General features: G+C 37.9%; 21 protein-coding genes. 6 read left to right on the forward strand and 15 right to left on the reverse strand.

Translation table 11 applies throughout. The features are described from left to right. The 15 genes from QMD82_00560 to QMD82_00630 all read right to left on the reverse strand — a co-directional run. A partial coding sequence (locus QMD82_00560) for a serine/threonine-protein kinase (protein MDI6850418.1) occupies positions 1 to 676 on the reverse strand: 676 nt, incomplete at its 3' end. Next, positions 673 to 2,154, reverse strand: coding sequence for a protein phosphatase 2C domain-containing protein (locus QMD82_00565; GenBank protein ID MDI6850419.1), 1,482 nt, complete (start codon positions 2,152 to 2,154; stop codon positions 673 to 675). The genes QMD82_00560 and QMD82_00565, both read right to left, overlap by 4 nt. Beyond that, positions 2,151 to 2,687 carry an FHA domain-containing protein gene (locus tag QMD82_00570; GenBank protein MDI6850420.1) on the reverse strand — a complete coding sequence of 179 codons (537 nt, stop codon included), beginning with the start codon at positions 2,685 to 2,687 and terminating at the stop codon, positions 2,151 to 2,153. The genes QMD82_00565 and QMD82_00570 overlap by 4 nt, the downstream gene beginning before the upstream one ends. Beyond that, the gene (locus QMD82_00575; protein MDI6850421.1) at positions 2,684 to 3,940 is read right to left on the reverse strand and encodes a VWA domain-containing protein; all 1,257 of its coding nucleotides are present in this window, start codon (positions 3,938 to 3,940) and stop codon (positions 2,684 to 2,686) included. The genes QMD82_00570 and QMD82_00575 overlap by 4 nt, the downstream gene beginning before the upstream one ends. Before the next feature lie 18 nt (positions 3,941 to 3,958). Then, on the reverse strand, positions 3,959 to 5,269 hold the full coding sequence (locus QMD82_00580) for a tetratricopeptide repeat protein (GenBank protein ID MDI6850422.1): 1,311 nt from the start codon (positions 5,267 to 5,269) through the stop codon (positions 3,959 to 3,961). After that, positions 5,248 to 5,550, reverse strand: coding sequence for a S4 domain-containing protein (locus tag QMD82_00585; GenBank protein MDI6850423.1), 303 nt, complete (start codon positions 5,548 to 5,550; stop codon positions 5,248 to 5,250). Before QMD82_00585 ends, QMD82_00580 begins: the two co-directional genes overlap by 22 nt. Beyond that, entirely contained in the window at positions 5,547 to 6,815 is a 1,269-nt protein-coding gene (locus tag QMD82_00590) for a peptidylprolyl isomerase (protein ID MDI6850424.1), read from the reverse strand. The genes QMD82_00585 and QMD82_00590 overlap by 4 nt, the downstream gene beginning before the upstream one ends. After that, positions 6,812 to 7,612, reverse strand: a complete 801-nt coding sequence (locus QMD82_00595; protein ID MDI6850425.1) for a hypothetical protein — start codon at positions 7,610 to 7,612, stop codon at positions 6,812 to 6,814. Before QMD82_00595 ends, QMD82_00590 begins: the two co-directional genes overlap by 4 nt. Positions 7,613 to 7,641: 29 nt before the next feature. Continuing rightward, positions 7,642 to 10,419 carry a helicase-related protein gene (locus tag QMD82_00600; GenBank protein MDI6850426.1) on the reverse strand — a complete coding sequence of 926 codons (2,778 nt, stop codon included), beginning with the start codon at positions 10,417 to 10,419 and terminating at the stop codon, positions 7,642 to 7,644. Beyond that, entirely contained in the window at positions 10,416 to 11,012 is a 597-nt protein-coding gene (locus QMD82_00605; protein MDI6850427.1) for a hypothetical protein, read from the reverse strand. The genes QMD82_00600 and QMD82_00605 overlap by 4 nt, the downstream gene beginning before the upstream one ends. Further along, positions 10,979 to 11,983, reverse strand: coding sequence for a GTPase ObgE (obgE, locus tag QMD82_00610; protein ID MDI6850428.1), 1,005 nt, complete (start codon positions 11,981 to 11,983; stop codon positions 10,979 to 10,981). Before obgE ends, QMD82_00605 begins: the two co-directional genes overlap by 34 nt. A 77-nt stretch (positions 11,984 to 12,060) precedes the next feature. Next, positions 12,061 to 12,255 carry a ferredoxin gene (locus QMD82_00615; protein MDI6850429.1) on the reverse strand — a complete coding sequence of 65 codons (195 nt, stop codon included), beginning with the start codon at positions 12,253 to 12,255 and terminating at the stop codon, positions 12,061 to 12,063. A gap of 88 nt (positions 12,256 to 12,343) precedes the next feature. After that, positions 12,344 to 13,102, reverse strand: coding sequence for a glycosyltransferase family 2 protein (locus QMD82_00620; protein MDI6850430.1), 759 nt, complete (start codon positions 13,100 to 13,102; stop codon positions 12,344 to 12,346). Continuing rightward, the gene (gene pssA, locus QMD82_00625; GenBank protein ID MDI6850431.1) at positions 13,095 to 13,778 is read right to left on the reverse strand and encodes a CDP-diacylglycerol--serine O-phosphatidyltransferase; all 684 of its coding nucleotides are present in this window, start codon (positions 13,776 to 13,778) and stop codon (positions 13,095 to 13,097) included. Before pssA ends, QMD82_00620 begins: the two co-directional genes overlap by 8 nt. Before the next feature lie 2 nt (positions 13,779 to 13,780). Next, positions 13,781 to 14,389, reverse strand: a complete 609-nt coding sequence (locus QMD82_00630) for a phosphatidylserine decarboxylase (GenBank protein ID MDI6850432.1) — start codon at positions 14,387 to 14,389, stop codon at positions 13,781 to 13,783. A gap of 99 nt (positions 14,390 to 14,488) precedes the next feature. On the opposite strand from QMD82_00630, the gene QMD82_00635 reads away from it, so the two are divergent. From QMD82_00635 to QMD82_00660, 6 genes are all read left to right on the forward strand, one after another. Next, the gene (locus QMD82_00635; protein MDI6850433.1) at positions 14,489 to 14,839 is read left to right on the forward strand and encodes a cupin domain-containing protein; all 351 of its coding nucleotides are present in this window, start codon (positions 14,489 to 14,491) and stop codon (positions 14,837 to 14,839) included. A gap of 61 nt (positions 14,840 to 14,900) precedes the next feature. Continuing rightward, positions 14,901 to 15,173 (forward strand): hypothetical protein, encoded by a 273-nt coding sequence (locus tag QMD82_00640; protein ID MDI6850434.1) that lies wholly within the window; start codon positions 14,901 to 14,903, stop codon positions 15,171 to 15,173. A 12-nt stretch (positions 15,174 to 15,185) separates the two neighbouring features. Next, positions 15,186 to 15,782, forward strand: a complete 597-nt coding sequence (locus tag QMD82_00645) for a LysM peptidoglycan-binding domain-containing protein (protein ID MDI6850435.1) — start codon at positions 15,186 to 15,188, stop codon at positions 15,780 to 15,782. Positions 15,783 to 15,865: 83 nt separating this feature from the next. Beyond that, complete coding sequence (locus tag QMD82_00650) at positions 15,866 to 16,846, forward strand: PhoH family protein (protein MDI6850436.1); 981 nt, start codon at positions 15,866 to 15,868, stop codon at positions 16,844 to 16,846. After that, entirely contained in the window at positions 16,791 to 18,587 is a 1,797-nt protein-coding gene (locus QMD82_00655) for an HDIG domain-containing protein (protein MDI6850437.1), read from the forward strand. Before QMD82_00650 ends, QMD82_00655 begins: the two co-directional genes overlap by 56 nt. After that, positions 18,584 to 18,787 (forward strand): hypothetical protein (locus QMD82_00660; GenBank protein MDI6850438.1); only part of this gene is annotated, 204 nt, incomplete at its 3' end. The genes QMD82_00655 and QMD82_00660, both read left to right, overlap by 4 nt.

Raw genomic sequence — 18,787 nt, forward strand, 5'->3', positions numbered from 1 at the left:
ATATTATCTCCCTATCTTTCTGATCTGCCTGATATTCAATGACTGCTCCATAGTCCACAAGGAAGGCCTTTCCATTAGGGTCTACTATTATGTTTTCTGGCTTTATATCTCTATGAACCAGCGGTGGATTAAAGGAGTGAAGATAGTGAAGAATGTCGAGAACGTCTTTTAAAACAATTACTGCTTCATCTTCTTCTAGTTTTTTTCTCTCTGCAAGGATTTGCCTTAGATTTTTCCCTTCGACAAAATCCTGAATGAGATAAATCTTTGCTCTTTTCTTATCTTCCGAAAAACCGTGGATTTTTGGAATTTGTGGGTGGTTAAGCTTTGCAAGGACCATTCCTTCCTTTTGGGTGTATTTGGCAAATTCTTCGAATTTACTAACGTTCATGCTGAACTCTTTTATCACTACCTTTTTCCCGAAGAGTTGCAGATCTTCCGCGAGAAAAGTCTTCCCAAAGCCGCCAACTCCAATTTTTTTGATTAATTTGTATCGGTTTTCGAGAATTGTAGGGGTTTCAGTAAGTGGATTTCCACATTTCACGCAGAATAGTTCCTGAGGAGGGTTGCTCGCCCCACATATTTTACAAGTTAACTCTTCAAACTTTTGGCCACAGAAGGCGCAGAAAACTGCATTGTCTAAATTTTCTTTACCACACTTTGGACACCTTTTCATTGTGTCTTACCTATTACAGTTTCCCTTTCAGCCTCAATCAATATTATACTAACGTTGTCCGTTGTCTTTCTCTTATACGCTTCCCGAATAAGCTTTGCACAAACTTCCTCTAAATCCTCTTTCTCATCAATAACTTTTTTGATCTCCTCAGGCTCTATAACATCTGTAAGGCCATCGGAGCAGATTAGAATTTTAAACTTCGATTCAGGCGTGTTCAATTCATCGATGTGTATTTTAATACTTTCTGAATCCTTGACCCCTATTGCCTGTGTGATTGCTTTAGCTTTGGTGTTTGATACATCTCTTGTTGAGATTTCCGTTATTATGTTATCGGAAAAAATGAAAATAGGTGAATCTCCTACGTTGAAGACTATAAATCTTCCATTGTCAACAATTACTCCAGAAACAGTTCCTCCCATTTTGTCAGTCTGACTGTCCTTGTCAAGATTCAATGAGTAAACGCGATTGTTTACAACTTGAAGGGAATCAATTACGTCTTCCAGCTGGATTTGTTTCTTAGGTATAAGGTTTTTTATGAACTCTTTTTTAATCCCTTCAATAATTAGCTCTGCGGCAATTTCTCCCTTTTCATGTCCGCCGAGACCATCTGAAAGAACAAAAAGATACCGCTGATACGTTTCGGAGGTTTCTTTGATATGGGATTCCCAGTTGGTGTGGAATAAAAGGATTGCATCTTCGTTGTTTGCTCTGGCAGGTCCCTTATCGCTTATTCCTGCGTATCTTATTTTTGGTGCTCTAAATTTTTGTTCTAATTCCTTGAACCATTTTTTTAGCAATACTAAATCGCATTTCTCTTTTATAATCTCACTTTTTTTCTTTTCCCACAGCGAATCTTTTGCTCCTTTAAGCTCCGAGATAATTTTGCATATAAACTCATCAGAACTTATAAACCCTTTTTTCCTCTCTGCGGAGACCGGGAAAATAGGCCTACTTCTTTCATCAAAAATTACCTCTTCTATTTTGTCAGGATAAAAAAGATTGTGGGTAATTACCAGTTGAATCAATTTTCTTAAAAAATCGATTTTTCCTTTATCGCCGTTTTCATCCCAAATTTGTCTTATTTCTTTTATTTCCTGGGGTTTTTCAATTACTGGAACGTATTCTTTGGGTTCAACTTCGATTATGTCAACGAGGTTGCCTGAAGACGCATAAAAGCGTTGAATTGGTGATTCTACAAGGAGTTTAGTTAGATTTGGATTCACTTCCTGAAGTATTCTTCCAAATCTTTCCTTCGAGAGAATCTTGTATTTTTTATCTACAATTTCTTTCAAAGGAAAGGGGGTAAAAAAAAGACGCACGAGATTAAACCCACAGTTAGGACATACTTCAGCGGTTAATTCTACCTTAGTTCCGCATTTGGGGCAAAATTTTGAGTTGAGTTCAAAACCGCATATGACGCACTTTTCCGCTTCCATCGCATTGAAAGTATTGCATCTTGGACACTTCAAAAGCCTCATAGCTCCCTAACCTCAAAGACTAAATGCAGTTTTTTGCTAAAACTCACTACATCACCTGGGTGAAGTTTATAAGGTTTCTGAGGTTCTAATCGTTCTCCGTTAATATAGGTCCCATTGGTGCTACCGAGGTCTTCAATAGTTATTTCGCCACTTTCTTTGTCTATGGTTAACTTAGCATGTCTTCTTGATACTGTTACAGAGTTTCTAAAAGAGGAAAGGTCAACATCAGGAGTGAACTCATTGCTTTTTCTGCCTATGATAACCATTGTGATATTATTTTCTGCCAAAGGAATAGAAACAAGGTCTCCCGTTTCCTTGTCGACAAAAACATACGGACTCATCAAAATTTCGGCCTTTTGAATTGGTGCTCCGCACACTATGCAGAATTTTACTCCTGAAGGATTCCAGTGGCCGTTCGGACAGAAAATGCCTTCTTCTTCTGGTTTAACGCTGAATATGTCAAGAGCTGAAAAGCATCTTTCGCAGAATTTGACACCGCTTTTATTTTGAAAACCGCATACAGGGCACTTCATTCTTCCACCATCTTGGTTTCGTACTTTGTCATTATTCTATATTCATCAGGCAAGGACCCCTCAGCCTTTATCTTTTTGATGTTTTCTTCAACCAATTTTTTCAAGGTTTCACTTTCAAACTTCACAGCGGTTTGTACCATCGTTTGAAATATCGTTAAGGCTTCCAGTGGTTTTCCCTCATCTATATATTGTTCTGCCAGTTCTTGCTGGATGTAAAGGCTCAATCTCTCCAGGGTTTCTCTAACTTCTTCGTTAAATTGTGATACATAACTTTCCGTTACTTCAAGTACAACGTTATGTGTTTGAGTGGTTTGTCTTTCACCCAGCGTTGTTTTGTATTCTATTTCGTAATCAAAAATTTTATTGATGTAGCTTGATTCTGGCTCCGAAATAAAGAGCTGGAAAAGGAGCAATTTTTCTTTATCTCTTTCAATATTTCCAATTTCAATTATCCATTGAATTCCATCCCATAGTGGTTCAATTTTCTTGATTTGAGGAGTTACTAAAAAAACTGGAGAAACCTCAGACATTCGAACATTTTTTTCCAACCTGACCTTCAATGATACATCGCGGTAAGCTACATTTTTGATACTTTGAAATTCCTTCACGAACCTCTCCTTTAAATCTTCTGGGTTTTCCACGAAATACATTTTTCCGCCGGAGAGGTCTGCAATCTCTTCGAGTAGCTTAGGATCCCATTTTCTTCCTAAACCAATAGTGGAAATGTTTATTCCCTTTTTTCTTGCCTCTCGGGCAAGATCTAAACAGCGCTTATTGTCCCCATGTTCGTTTTTACCATCGGTAAGCAAGATCATCCAGCTTAGCACATCTGAAGCCCTGAACTTTTCAGCCTCCTGAATACCTAAGTCGATTCCTTCGTCTATGCAGGTTCCCCCAATGGGAAAGATATCTTCAACCCTTGTTCGGATTTCTTTCCTGTGAGAAGCGGGGGTATTTGAAACCAAGACCCTGGCTTCCGAATCAAATAGTATGATACTTATGTGGTCTTCATCATCCAAAATTTGAAGTATTTCCCTCACTGCCTTTTTTAGGTTTTCTAATGGGTCTCCTTCCATCGAAGCGCTTTTGTCAAGCACGAGGATGAGGTTTACCTTAGGAAGGGAAGGCAATTCCAGCGGTCGAATCTTAACGAGGAGAAACCGCTGTTCTTCAAAGGGAAGATTTTTCGTTATTGTCGGATTATCCCACACGTAAGAAAGAATAACGGATTCTTTCGACTTAAAAAGTGCCATAATGTAAAAAATTATAAGTTATTCTTTTTTAACATTCAACAGGTTTAATTCCAAAATCTTAGAAGCCTGTGTACTTAGAGGAAATTCTGTGACTATCCTTTCTGCAATTTCCTTGGCTTTTTCCCTCTCATTTAAATGGAAGAGGTAAACCAGCATTTGAGCATAGAGGGCCTTTAGCCTCACCTCCTCACTTTTCGCATTATCCGTTAATTCCTCGTATATTTTCAAAGCCTTTTCAGGATTTTTGAGATCGTAGAGAAACAATTCTGCTTTGCGAAGTTTGCTTTCGTCGGATTCACCGAGAGAGTCCGATGAAACTTCCAGTATGGTGCGGTATCTTAATTCAACCTCTTCTCTAATGCTTTGAGGTATAGGGAAGTTTCTTAAGTCCTGATATATAGAAAGAGCTAAGTTTAAGCTGTCCAGCGTTTCCATGATTTTCCCTTTAAGGAAAAGTGATTTGAAATAAACTGAATCCCTAATAGAGGTTTCTTCAATGCTTTTTAGCTCGGTTAAGGCTTGTTCATAAAGACCTCTCTGTGTCAGTATCCTCGCTTTTTCATACTTTACGATTCGGTACTGAAGCGAATTTTCAGGAAAGACAGCCTCTTCAAGTACTTTGACGCTTTGCTCGTAATCTCCTTTTTTTGCAAGTAAATCCGCTCTGGTAGTAAGCAGATATACCATTTCATTATCACTGACAGCAAGTTTTTCCAGCTGTCTCAAAAGATTTTCTGCTATATCGGTATCTCCAACCTTTACTGCGCAATCCAAGGCAAGGGTGTATATCATTTTCCTCGAAGGGTTCTTTTGCAGTGTTTTCCAGTTTTCCTTTACGAGGTTTAAGAGGTCGCGATATTCACCATTGGCGTAAAGGAGTTTAGCTTTTACTACAAGAAAATCAGGGTCCTTTGTTAGTTCAGGATTTCTCTTTATTGCTGTTATTGCTTCATCTGTATAGTTTATCAAAATTAAGAGGTCAATATATTCCAAAAGGGCTTTTTTGTGGTATTTTGAATCTGGGAAGTATTTGAATAGCTCTTCAAATTTTATTTTTGCTTGTGTATAATTGCCCAGCCTTTTATAAGCAATTGCGGTGTAAAATAGAGCATCGTCTACATATTGTGAGGATTTGTAATATTCGAAAATTTTAGAACTTTTTTCTATAACTTTGTTGTAGCGGGTTGTAGCTTCACGGGTTAGTTGACCTTGCTCTTTATAGATTTTTTCTGCCTCTTTGAAGTATATTTTTATGTTGTAAAAGGTATTAAAATAGGCACAGGAAGTAGTAAAAAGTGTGATTAAAATCAGTGATTTTCGAAGAGCCATTTCAAGAAGTTTTCCTCCCTTTGTAAAAAGTGGGTTGTTCTTCCTTTTTCTAAGATTTTAAAATAAAGATCGCGCTTATCTCTTGGGACATTTTTTGAAGGAATGTTAAGTACTTGAAATCTCAAGTATTCCCCGTCTTTTCTGAGGATTTCAATCTCGTCACCTATTTTTACCTCATAGGAAAGTTTTTTCTCTATTCCATTTATTTTTATAACTAAATTCCTTGCCTTTGACCGAGAATCTAAGATGCCAACCTTTTTCAGGAAAAGGTCTATCCTCAAAATTCTTTTATTTCAATAAATGTCTTTTTCTTTAAGTCTTCTATGAGATTAGCTAATTCTTCCTGCAGTTTAATATTTTCAATGTATTGCTTGATGTTGTTTTGTACTTCGGAGAATTCGGGGGTTTTACCTATTTTTATGTCGTTCACCTTTACCACGTGATAGCCATTTTGTCCCTTAATGATGAGGATATCACCAACTTTTGCATTGGATAGTTTTTGTTTAAATTCGTTAGGCAGATTGGTATAAGGTATCCAGCCGAGGTCCCCGCCCAAGTCTTTTGTATCCTCATCATCAGAATAAGTTTTTGCCAAAGTTTCAAAGTCCTGTTTCTGGACTTCGATTTTGTTTTTTATGGATTGTGCTTTTTGATAAGCTTTATTCCATTCCTCTGCTTTTGGCTCTACTTTTACTAGAATGTGTTTCAATTCGTAAGTATTTTGCGTCTTGTTTAACAGTTTAAAAATATGATAGCCATAATCTCCCCTAATTGGTTCCGATACCTCTCCAGGGTTTAATTTATCCAGCTTTTCTTGTACTTCAGGTGGAAAGAAGTTTTTGGGTATCGTACCTATTTTTCCACCGTATGATGCGGATTCTCTATCATCAGAATATCTATTAGCTAAGTCTTCAAAGTTAGCCCCTTTCTTTATCTGATTGTAAAGTGATTGGGCTTTCTTGAGAGCCGCTGATTCTTGAGCAGAATCCACACTCACCTTTATTAAAATGTGGGAAATTCTATAAAGGTCAGGTTCTTTAAGGGAGTCTTTGTATTGATCGTAAAAGTTTCTTATTTCCTGAGGGGTGACTTGTATTTTAGGCCTTACGTATTTATCTATGTACCTTTGTACAAGGATTTCATCCGAAATATTTTCTCTGTACATCTCCTTAAGGGCTTCTCTTGTGAGACCTTGGCTTTTGAGTATTTCTTCGAAGTTTTCAGTCCCGTATTGCTGTTCTAATAGCTTAATCCTCTCTTCAAGGGCCCGATTTATTTCTTCTGCTCCTGGCCTTGCAATGGTTGTATCCTTTTTGGCTGTCTGTAAGATTAGTTTGTTATTTATCAATTCATGTAGTATTGATTGTTTAAGTTCCTTTTCACTTAGATTTGGGTAGAAATTTTTGTAATTTTCGTAAAGTTCGTTTAGTTCTGAGAGTGTTATCACTTCGTCACCAACTCTTGCGACTACTTTATCCTCAATAGTAGCTGTTTGGGCATATATAAAACCGGAAAAAAGCAAGGCAATAAAAGCACCCTTTCTCATTTTGTATTTACCTCCGAGAATTTATACTTGGTCTGTAATGCGCTCAAAATAGAGTCTCTGAGCTGGATTTGTTTCAACGAAACTAAAGCTTTGTAAAGAAAATCTTTTATTTCATTTTCACTAATTTCGTCTTTTTTAATGTTTAAAACTTTTATTAGTGCATAGTAACCAGATTGCTCGAGGGGTACAGGCTCAGAAATTTCTCCAATCTTTAAGTTGTTTATGGTATTAAAAAGGTTTTCTCCATAAGTGTAATAGATGACTCCTAAATTTTCACTCAAAGGCGCAACCTGAACTTCCTGTGGATTGAGTTTGTTTACTTCTGAGACAATAACGGGGTATGGATTGTATAAAATTTCTCTGTACTGAGCGGCTTTAGATGGGTCGGCATAGTACAAAACCACCATATCAATCTTTTTCGAGAAATATGGCCTGGTTTTTTGCAACTCTTGATTTATCTCATTTTCGGTTACATTCACATTTTGAAGTTTCTCATTCAAATAGTATTGACTTACCACTTTAATCGTTGTCACTTTGATCTGGGCTTTTAGGTCTTCTCTATTTAATAGACCTTCATCCTTAGATGCTTTGTAAAGTAAAACTTCTTTTGCATACTGTTTTAATATCTCGTCTCTAACTCTCGGGTCACCTTTAAAACCTTCTGGAGTTTGTATATCCAATTCCTGTTCAGTAATGGTTATACCGTCAATTTTTGCAATTACTTTGCCTTTTTCCTTTTTACAGCTCATTAGGCTAATCGAAATAATTAGCCCGGCAAAAAATAATTTTCTTAACATAAACACCTCCACCTTTGTTTAGCAAAAGTTTAAGCCCACTTTCTCAAGAATTCAATATCGAGGCCTCTTTTGAACTTTTTAGTTCCCTCATCGGTTTCAAAAATCAATTCAGAGGGCCCGATTACTACGCCTTTTACGTTTTCCTTGCTTGCTGTCAAAATTTTAATTCTTTGTACATAAAAGAGTTCTTCGACTTCGGGGGGAATAGGGCCAAATCTATCAAGGAGTTCTTCTTTCAATTTTTTAAGTTGCTCTTCTGTTTTAGCATCTGCAAGCTTTTTGTAGAAGGATAGCCTTATATTTTCATTTTCAATGTAGTTGTACGGAATATAAGCCTCAGTTTTTACCTTTATATCTTTTTCTGCGAATTTCTGGCCTTCAAGTTCTAAAATTGCCTGTTCTAATAATCTGAAAAACATTTCAAGGCCAATTGTTCTTACAAAACCGTGCTGCTTTTTCCCAAGAATCTCGCCTGCCCCTCTGAGTTCAAGGTCCTTCATTGCTATCTTAAAACCAGACCCAAGTTCGGAATATTTTTCAATTATCGAGAGTCTCTTTTTAGCCTCTTCCGATATTTCTGAGGGGGTGAGAAAATAGGCATACCCCTTTTTAATACCCCTGCCTACTCTTCCACGAAGCTGATGTAAGTCGGCTAATCCAAAGGTATGGGCATTATTTATGATGATTGTGTTGGCTTCCGGAAAATCTACGCCTGCTTCGATAATTGGTGTAGAAACGAGAATATCGTAAGCCCCCAGATAGAAGTTTATATAAATATCTTCAAGTATATTCTTAGGCATTCTTCCATGAGCGTAGCCGATCCTAAGGTCTGGAAACATCTCTTCAAGCATTCTCACAATCTCTTTTATACCACTGATACGGTTGTTAACAAAAAATACCTTTCCATTTCTTTCAACTTCAAACTGTATTGCATGCTCAACGATTTCTCTGTCAAATTTCCCTACGTATGTCTCAACTGCTTCTCTTCCCGGTGGTGGGGTGTCAAGAATGGAAAGGTCATAAATTTTGCCAAGACTCATGTAAAGAGTTCGGGGTATGGGAGTTGCAGTTAGCCTCAGGGTGTCAACCATAGGGAACTTTTGCCTTATCAGTTCCTTGTCTTCCACACCAAATCGATGCTCTTCGTCAATTATAAGTAAGCCCAAATTTAAGAAACTTATGTCGCTTCTTAAAAGAGAATGAGTTCCTATAACGATATCGATTTCACCTTCAGCAAGTCCCTTGAGAATTTCCTCCCTTTCTTTCGGATGGGTTAGCCTTGAAAGCATTGCTACTTTGACTGGATAATTGGCAAGCCTCTTTGTAAAATTAGTATAATGTTGTAATGCTAATAGTGTCGTCGGAACGAGCACGACGGTTTGGAAAGAATTAACAGCGGCTCTAAAGGCTGTTCTTAATGCTATCTCGGTTTTACCGAATCCAACTTCCCCTGCAACCAGTCTGTCCATAATTTTTGGAGATTCCATATCTTCAAAAATCTCTTCCATAACTCTGATTTGTCCTTCCGTTTCTTCATAAGGGAATTCTGTGTAAAGTTTGTATTCCAGTTCCGGAGCAGGCTTGTATATAAAGCCCCTTTCTTTTTTTCTATAAGAATGTATTTTTAACAATTCCATTGCGAATTTATAAGTTTCAAGCAGAACTTTTGCCCTTTTTACCTGCCAGCGGGGGGAAGCGAGAGCCGAGATTTCAATTTTTTCTCCTTCTTCACCAACGTACTTTTCGACCTTTGAAAGATTGTGTACGGGAATATTTACAACCCCATCTTTGTATTCAATTCTAAGTGTGTCATACTTTATGTTTTCAATTTCTATTCTTTCTAAACCTGCAAATCGGCCGATACCAAAATCCAGGTGGACGAGGTAATCGCCCACTTTGAGGTCCGTATAATCCTCAATTTTCTCCCCATAGTGTTCTTTTCGTATCCATCGTCGATGTTTTATGCCTCTTAATTCAGTCTCAGTGAATACAGCAATCTTTTCAACCGGGAAAATAAATCCGTTGTAGATTTTTCCTTGTATTATTTGACATTTTAAGAGTTCTTCAAAAAATTTTTCTTTGTTTTCACCGAAAGAAAAGAAATAGACCTTGTAGCCTTCTTTTTTTAATCTATCTATTTCGCTCCTTAAAAGTTCAATGTTGCCTAAATAGTTGAAATTATGTAACACATGAAAGGGTGAGTTTCCCTCAATCTCTTCAATCACTTTAAGGCTCGTGTCGCTTTTAGGTTTTCCTTTCATGCCAAATAGTGCAACCTCACTTAGAGACTTCACTGATCTTTGAGTTTCAGGATCAAAAATCCTTATTGACAAAACCTTGTTCCCAGAGAATTCGAGTCTTATCGGTTCTGATCCACCGTGTAAGTAGATGTCCAAGATTCCACCCCTGACGGCGAATTCTCCATGGTTTTCAACAACGTTTGTTCTTTCAAAATTCTTCTCAGAGAGAAGGTCAAGAATATATGAAAGGCTTAGCTCATCGCCCTGCTTTATTTTGAAAAAGGTAAGCGTTGAAAGAATTTCTTTTACATAACTGAGTTCTTGCCGGTCCTTTACAATTATTAGGTTCTTTTGTGGAGAGGTTATTTTATTTTCTATGTTTTCGTCAAAAGCATGGGCCTTAAATCCCGGAAAGGAGTTTACTTCTTCTTCTATGATTTTTCCGTTCTCAATATCCAAAAGGAGTAATATCACGTTGGCTTCTTCAAGATGTTGCAGTAGATTTAAGGTTTTAAAACCAGAAGGATGCAAACTATAAATTGGGTAAAGTGATTCTAATATCTTCACAGATTTAAGATTTTGTGGAGCAGGTCAAACTCCTTCATTTCTCTTAACTGGTTTTCTATAATAACGTTTTGTTCACCTGATAGTTTAGCTTTCAAAGGGGGTATAAAGGTCAAGATACGTGCAATGGCCCGAGCAGCACTTGCTCTTACTACCTCGTTTTTTTCAGAAAGATGTGGTAGTATCAAGTCAAAAATTTCTACTATTTCTTCGTATTTCTTAGGCATTTTTGTTTCTTCAAACATCTCTTCATTCGGTAAGGGACTTTCGCTTTCCGACTCTGTAATTTCAAGTTCTTTAACCGCTAAATTTCCAAGAACATTAATTGCCGCAGCCCTTACAAACCAGATTTTTTCATCAAGAAGCGGTAAAAGTTTATCTTTAAGTTCGGCAAGGGTAAATTGAGAAAGAGCCTCCTGCACTTTTTCCCTTAAGTGCCAGCTTTCTAAGTATATAAGTGATAAAAGCCTCTCTAAGTTTTTCCTTTCTTTAAGTAATTCAACTGCTTTAAATCTTTCTAAAAGGTTGTTTGATTTCAAAAGCTGTTCAACTTCCTGAACTGTCATATATTTTCGGCTTTTATCTTCCTTATGCATGTTTCAATCCCCCTTTTTAATTCTTCAAGTCCGATTTCTTTTAAGGCTGATATATAGTATACCTCTTCGTTGACGTTCAGTGAAGGTGTGGGCTGAACGAGGTCTATTTTGTTAACAGCAATAATTCTTGATTTTTGGAGCAATTCTGGTTTATAAGAATGAAGTTCGTTCAAGATTGTGTTGTATTGTTCCTCCAGATCGCCCTGGGAAGAGTCTAAGAGGATCAGTAAAACTCTCGTCCTTTCAATATGTCTGAGGAATGCAAGACCTAACCCCTTTCCTTTATGGGCATCTTTAATTATTCCCGGAATATCTACTAAAACAAACCTTAGCCCAGAATCCTCATTATAAACACCCAAGTTTGGTGCTAAGGTGGTAAAGGGATAATCACCTGTTTTAGCCTTGGTCCCCACTAAGGAGTTGAGGAGAGTTGTCTTCCCTGAGTTTGGCAGGCCAACGATACCAATGTCAGCAAGTAGTTTTAACTCAATTCTGATTGTTCTTTTTTCACCTTCGGTGCCTTTCTCAGCAACTCTTGGTGCCCTATTAGTAGGGGTTGCAAATCGGGTATTTCCTCTTCCTCCTTTTCCACCTCTTGCAAGAAGTAGTGTTTGACCGTGTTCAACAATTTCTCCCAAGCATTCGCCCGTTTCACTGTCATAAAAAATGCTTCCAAGGGGTACTTTTATAAAAAGGTCTCTACCCTTTTTCCCCGTTCTGTTGTTTGGTCCTCCATTTTTCCCATCTTCTGCTTCGTAGATTCTTTTGTACTTAAAATCGAGCAGAGTTTTTAGTGACCTGTCGCCAATGGCGTATACGCTTCCCCCATCGCCCCCATCACCACCATCGGGTCCGCCGAAAGGTTTAAATTTTTCTCTCAAAAAATGAACTAACCCGTCTCCACCTTTTCCGGCCTTGACGATTATTTTTACAAGATCTACAAAGGTTTCCTGTTTCATCTTATTTTTCACACATTTTAAAAATAAACCCCAGGGAAAGTTCTCCCTGGGGCAGGAGGGGGTGGTTTAGGACTCTACTATTTTTCTTACTATTCAATAATTATTGCGCTTCCAGGGCACTGTTCTGCAGCTTCCTGAACATCCGCCCTATCACCAGTCATTTCCATCCCTTCTTTGACATGGGCGAGACCGTCGTCTCCCATGTAGAAAACATCGGGAGCAATATCAGTACATATTGCATCACCCACACAGAGATCAGGGTCTATTCTTACCTTCTTAGCCATGATACCCTCCTTATTTGTGTGTGTAATATTTTATTGGGAAAATGTCCGAACAGTCAATTTAAGTGGTTTTACGCGCAAAAATTTTGCGCTATTTTCCTTTAAGATGAACTTGTTTTTCGAATAATATTGAATATTTTTGGAAAGTGTATTGAAGATAAAATAACGAAAAAATAAGGCCTCGTTTTCCCTCAAAGATACACCCTTTCAAAAGATAGTGTTTTAGAAAGTTTAGGAATGGCCTTATCGTAAGGTCAAAAAGGGTTGCTTTTTCCCCTTTTTTGAACTTTTCCTCGCCGAGCATTTTTGCATATCTTAAATTTTTTGAGTATTGGTGATACAGGTCTTTGAAAGGGTAGTGAAGGATCGGGTTCTTCAAGATTCCTATTTTCCCTTTAATTTCTACTTTCTCATGAACTTCTCCTTTCCATTTTCCTTTATCTTTTCTAAATAATCTCAAGAGCCTGTCGGGGCTCCAGCATTTGAGGAAGTTACCGAGATACCAGTTTTTTCTGGGGATGAGAAATCCATCTACATCAGGATTCTCCTTAAGCTTTTTTATGATTTCTTTTTTAAGCTCTTCAGAAATAACTTCGTCTGCATCGAGGAAAAGAACCCATTCCGTCTTGACAAGATTTAGTGCGTAGTTTCTCTGTTCTGCGTAATTAACAAACTCCTTAAAGATGCATTCGGCTCCCAGGTTTTTCGCAATTTCCACAGTTTTGTCTTTACTGCCTGAGTCAATAACCAGAATTTTCTTTGAAAGATCTTTTACACTTTCTATTGCTCTTTTTATGTTTTCTTCTTCATTTAATGTGAGTATGACACAGGTTAAATCCAGTTCACTCATCGTCTTCTCTTGTTAAAAGATAACGAATTATTCCACCAATTATGTAAAACAAGATGGCCACAAATAGGAAAAGGTATTTGAAGTAAACCAATAGCAGGAGCCCTGTGATAAAGAAGACGATTTGTATTTTTTCAGCTTTTTTAGTCTTCTTGAACACAGGAAATTCTATCTTGCTGAGCATCAAGAGGCTTAGGATGAGAACCATACCCGCCGTTACCTCTTTTTCGAACAGAAAAGATGGGAAGAATCTGTGAAGGGAAGAAATAAAGGAAATTAAGAAAAGGGCCGATATGGGTGATGAGAGCCCGTAGTAGAATTCCTTTTGAGAATCTTCTCCGATGACGTTAAAGCGGGCAAGCCGCATTACAACTGCTGAAAGGTAAACAAAAGGTAGAAGAGAAAAGGGGGTGAATTTTCCAAGGGGGAACACAACAAAACTGTATATAAAAAAAGAAGGAGCGACTCCAAAAGAAACTGCGTCGGCCAGTGAGTCAACCTGTGGCCCCAACTTTGAGTTAGTTTTAAAAAGTCGTGCCATTTTACCATCTATAAAGTCAAAGATGGCCGAAAATACAATGAACCAGAGAGCGGACTCCATTTTCATTTCAGATATGGCGATGATTGCCATAAAACCAGAAAAAAGGTTTAGGAAGGTAAATAAAGTAGGTATGTTCATTTTTACTTTATCCCCGCGATGTAGGTAATGCCTGCTTTTACCCTTTCTCCTTCTTTGACGAAGACTTCTACCTTATCCTCGGGCAAAATTACTTTAACTTTAGAACCGTAAAGAATTATGCCCATTCTTTGCCCCGTTTTTACTTCCATCCCTGCTTTTAAGTTGTTGACAATGCGCCTTGCTATGATACCTGAAATTTGTATAACGCTGTATTCCCCAATGACTGGCGATAGGATGATTGTTTCACATTGTACATTATGGAAGTCTGCCTCTTTTAGGAAAGCTCGCATGAATTTCCTGCCACTTCTTCTAATGGAGATGACTTTGCCCGAGAGTGGAACACGGTTAACGTGGACATCGGTTATGGACATAAATATGGAGATTATAGCCTTTCCATTTTCGTGGTTAATTTCAATAATCTTCCCATCGGCAGGCGAAACTATCTTGTCTTCTTCACTTTTAATGTCTCTTTTGGGGTCGCGAAGAAAGAATAGGGTAAAGAGAAGTAAAAAAGCGAAGATCGCCAAAATAAAGTAATTTCTTAAAAAAAGACACAAAAAGGTTAGAGAACTAAGAACTAAAATTATTTTTAATCCTTCTCTTGCGATCACAGTAAAATTATAACGGAGAAAGTTTGATTAGTTGAGTGATTACTAATTTTTCTTTTCATTCCAAAACATTTAAAATATATTCATGTAAAAGGAGAAGGGATGATGAAGGAGAAGGTAGTTCATTTTAGTGAAGTGCAGGAAAGCCCGGTAGAGATGGAGGGGGCAAAGAATGTCTTTATAAGGTGGCTTGTAGCCGAAAAGGATGGAGCACCGAATTTTTACCTTAGAATGTTTCGGGTTGAAAAGGGGGGATATACTCCCTATCATAGCCACCCTTACGAACATGAGGTCTATGTTCTAAGTGGTAGCGGTGTTGTAAAAATTGGGGATAAAGAGTATCCCCTTGCTCCAGGGGTGGTTGCCTTTGTTCCACCCGATGTGAATCACCAGTTTATAAACAAAAGCGATGTAGAACTTGTTTTTCTCTGCATAATACCGAAGGCAAAGTAAAAATACTTGACAAAATGAGGGATTTGAGTTATAAATATATTACGACAAAAGGAGGTTTTTGATGAGGTATAAAAAATTGGGCATGATATTAATAGTTGGTGCCCTTCTTTTGGCCGGATGTGGGCCAAAAAAGGCCACCAAACAAACACTGGCACAATTAGAGGAGTGTAATAATGCTCTACAATCCGCAGAGCAGAATAAGGCTGAACTTCAGGCGAATATTGAAGCTAAGAACGCGAGCATAGAGGAAAAGAAGGCACAGCTTTCCCAGCTTGAGGCTGAAAGAGATTCTTTGAGCTACTGGCTTCATGAAGTTCTTGAGAAAGGTTACTAAGGAGGTGTTGATATGAAGAGGATAATTGCATTATTTGCTGTTTTGATGCTTTTAACACCTGCCCTTAGGGCTGAGCAGAAAAAGCTTACAGAAAAAGAAGCCCTTCAGATGTTGGAAGAATGCAGAGCAAAAGTTGCAAACTTGAATCAGGAGATTTCTGATCTTGAAGCAAAATACAATGCATTGATTAATGAAGAATCTGACCTTGATGCTAAGATTGCTGCGATTCAGAATGAAATTGCTGAACTGAAAGCTGAAATTGCAAAATATCCATTAGAATATACAGTTCAGAAGGGCGATTATCTAAGCAAGATCGCTGCCCAAAGGTATATTTACAATAATTGGAAAGCATGGCCGAGAATTTACAGAGCCAATAGAGACCTTATAAAGGATCCTAACCTTATCTATCCAGGCTGGGTGTTGAAGATACCCCATGGTATTGTCACAGAGATCGAGGTAATACCCGGTGATTGCCTGTGGAAAATAGCTGGATTCACATGGATTTACAATAATCCAAGACTCTGGACGAACATTTACGAAGCCAATAAAGATCAGATAAAGGATCCTAACCTTATCTACCCGAAACAAGTATTAAAGATACCAAGATAATTAGAGAATGTCGAAAAAAAATTGGGGGATACCGCCCTTTGGTATCCCCCAATTTTCATTAAAAATTTAAAGACGGGAGGATAATGGAAAAGGTTGAAAAAATTATTTTTATAGGTGACGTTAACCCTGTTGAGTTTTTAGGGGTTAACGATTCTAACATCAAATTCCTGAAAAGTAGGACTTCAACAGAAATAGTTGTTCGTGGTGACGAGCTGAGGTTAAGGGGATCGCCCGAAGAAGTAGAACTTTTAACACAGGTAATACACATATTGAAAGAAGAAATAAAAAAAAGGCATAAGATTGAAGAAGGTGAAATTAGAGAGATTATGAAGTGGGAGCTGGAACATGCGAAAAGCAGAGACGATGATTCCAAAAGTTTTCTGATTACGCCCAAGAAAAGGATAGAGCTTAGAACCCCAAACCAAAAGGAATATATTCGATTGATTGACGAGAACGACATTGTTGTTGCGATTGGCCCTGCTGGAACCGGTAAAACTTTTCTTGCAGTGGCAGCAGCAATAAACTACCTTAGAAAAAATCTTGTTGAAAAAATTATATTAACAAGGCCTGCAGTAGAGGCTGGGGAGTCCCTTGGTTTTCTGCCTGGTGACTTTCAGGAAAAAATAAATCCTTATTTAACTCCACTCTATGATGCTTTATACGCGCTTTTACCTGCTGAGACCATCAAAAGATATATAGATACCCGTGTCATCGAAATCGCGCCCCTCGCTTATATGAGGGGTAGAACTTTTTCTGATGCCTTCGTTATCCTTGATGAGGCTCAGAACACCAAGGCGGTACAGATGAAAATGTTCCTAACAAGACTCGGGCCTCGTTCCAAACTGGTTTTAACCGGTGATATTACTCAAATTGACTTGCCTGGGCATGAAACTTCGGGGCTTGTAGAGATCCAGTCGGTTTTGAAAGGGATAAATGGCATTGCCTTTATTTATTTCACTTCAGAGGACGTTATTCGCCATGGGCTTGTAAAAGAAATTGTGGAAGCTTATGAAAAATTTGAAAATAAGACGACTGTCAAGAAAGAAAAGGGAAAAGAAGGTTAAGCTTCCTTTTTTAATTTTTTCCCTTTTGCTCTCTTTAACTCTCGTCTCACTGGTAAATCTCGGAATAAAGTGCGGGATATTTGAGACAGATGTCAAATTTCCGGTAATTCAAAAGAGAGTAGAAATAAGTACTTTCCCTTATTTCTCGAGAGTGGAAGTAGATTTCGATGCTTTAAGGCAACTTTCTGATTCACTTGGCCCTGAGTTTTTACCGCTTTTTGATTTTGTGGAATTTCTCCTCAGTAAGCCCGTTGTAAAAGACGAACTACTGGCAAGGATGGATACAATTTATTTTAAAAAGAATGGAACTCTCAGAAGATTGACTGGGGATTCCCTTCTTAGTGTTTCTGAACTTCGGGATCAGGTAAAGAATTTTCTGAATGAATTAAATTTGGAAGAGGCTAAAAAAGAAGAGGTTTTCAAGTTAGTTGAGCCTTTTCTAAGACCAAACATTGAAATAGCTGGCGCGATAAAGGATACAACTTTACGAATTGAAAGGATTGATCCTACAATGGATGCCCGCTCAAAGCGTTTTGAACTTGCATTTTTCGTACTTTACTTGATTTTTGCTTTCACTTTCGGCTATTTTTGGGCCGTACAGAGTTTAAGTTTTAAGAACGATAGTAGGGTAACAATAGTATTTTTGTTTGCATACCTTATGTTAATAGCCTTTCCCCATTTTGGTCACTTTTTCCACAAACCTCATCTTTTTTTCATTTTTCCAGCCTCTTTGATGTTAGTAGCCTTTTTTGGAGGATTTTTAAACGCCTTTGCCCTTTTTCTTGGTTCTCTTCTTATATTTTTTCCATATTTTAAGCCGAATTTTTACGAGTCTTTTTTCGTAAATTCGGTTTTTGGGGTATTTTCCATCCTCGCGGGTGAGCATATTAAAAGAAGGTGGGATTATTTTATTACCCTTATTGGTTTTATCGTGTTAACTTTTCTGGTTTCCCTTGCAGCCAGAAAAGTATGGGGTGGGAGCTTTTCCAACTATTTTATAGATTTTGCTGTTCTCAGTGTAATTTCTGTTTTACTTGTTATATTGCTCATTCTGGTGTTTGAAAGAATACTCAGGTATCCGACGGATTTTGTTCTTCTCGAACTTTCTAACGTAAACCACCCTTTGCTTGTAAGCCTTCAAGAAGAAGCTCCTGGTACTTTTGAGCATAGTTTGAGGGTTTCTGAAATGGGCGCCAGGATTGCCCCTATAATTGGGATAAGTCCATTGCTGGCAAGGGTTGCTGGCTTATATCACGATATAGGTAAAAAGCTTCACTCTGTATTTTTCATAGAAAATCAGATTTCTGGCGAAAATCCCCATGATATGCTTTCTCCTGAGATGAGTGTGCAAATTCTGAAATCCCACGTACTTGATGGTGTGAATCTGGCAAAGTCCTATAGACTTCCCGATGAGGTTATAGGAGTCATTGAAACTCATCATGGAACGTCGGTAATGTATTCTTTTTACAAAAAGGCTCTTAGATTGTATGGCGAAGTCGATGCCAATAAGTTTCGTTACCCTGGTCCTAAACCAAGGAATAAACTGGAGGCACTATTTATGATACTTGATGGGATTGAGGCTTCTTCAAGGGCACTTGAAGAAAAGAATGAAAAAAGGTTCAGAGATTTAATTGAGGAGATAGTAGAAGAAAAGGTAAAGGATGGCGAGAGGAGGAGGATTACGACATCAGAACCTTTTATGGTAAGTTTTCCTTCCCTATATATGAAAAAGACATTATGATTTTCTCCCTTGATGCCACGAAAAAGAAAAATCTTTTCCCTGGAGGACTTACTGACAGGCAATTGGAAGAGAACCGTGCTCAATCAGGCGAGGATAAAGAAGAAAAATTATGGGAAAATCTTAGGCTTACTTCGCAATACGAAACAAAGACCCCTGAATCTAAGTTTTCATTCAAGTTCCATACTATGCCACAGGGATAT

The sequence above is a fragment of the bacterium genome (assembly GCA_030019025.1).
Classification (GTDB): domain Bacteria; phylum Hydrothermota; class Hydrothermia; order UBA1063; family UBA1063; genus UBA1063.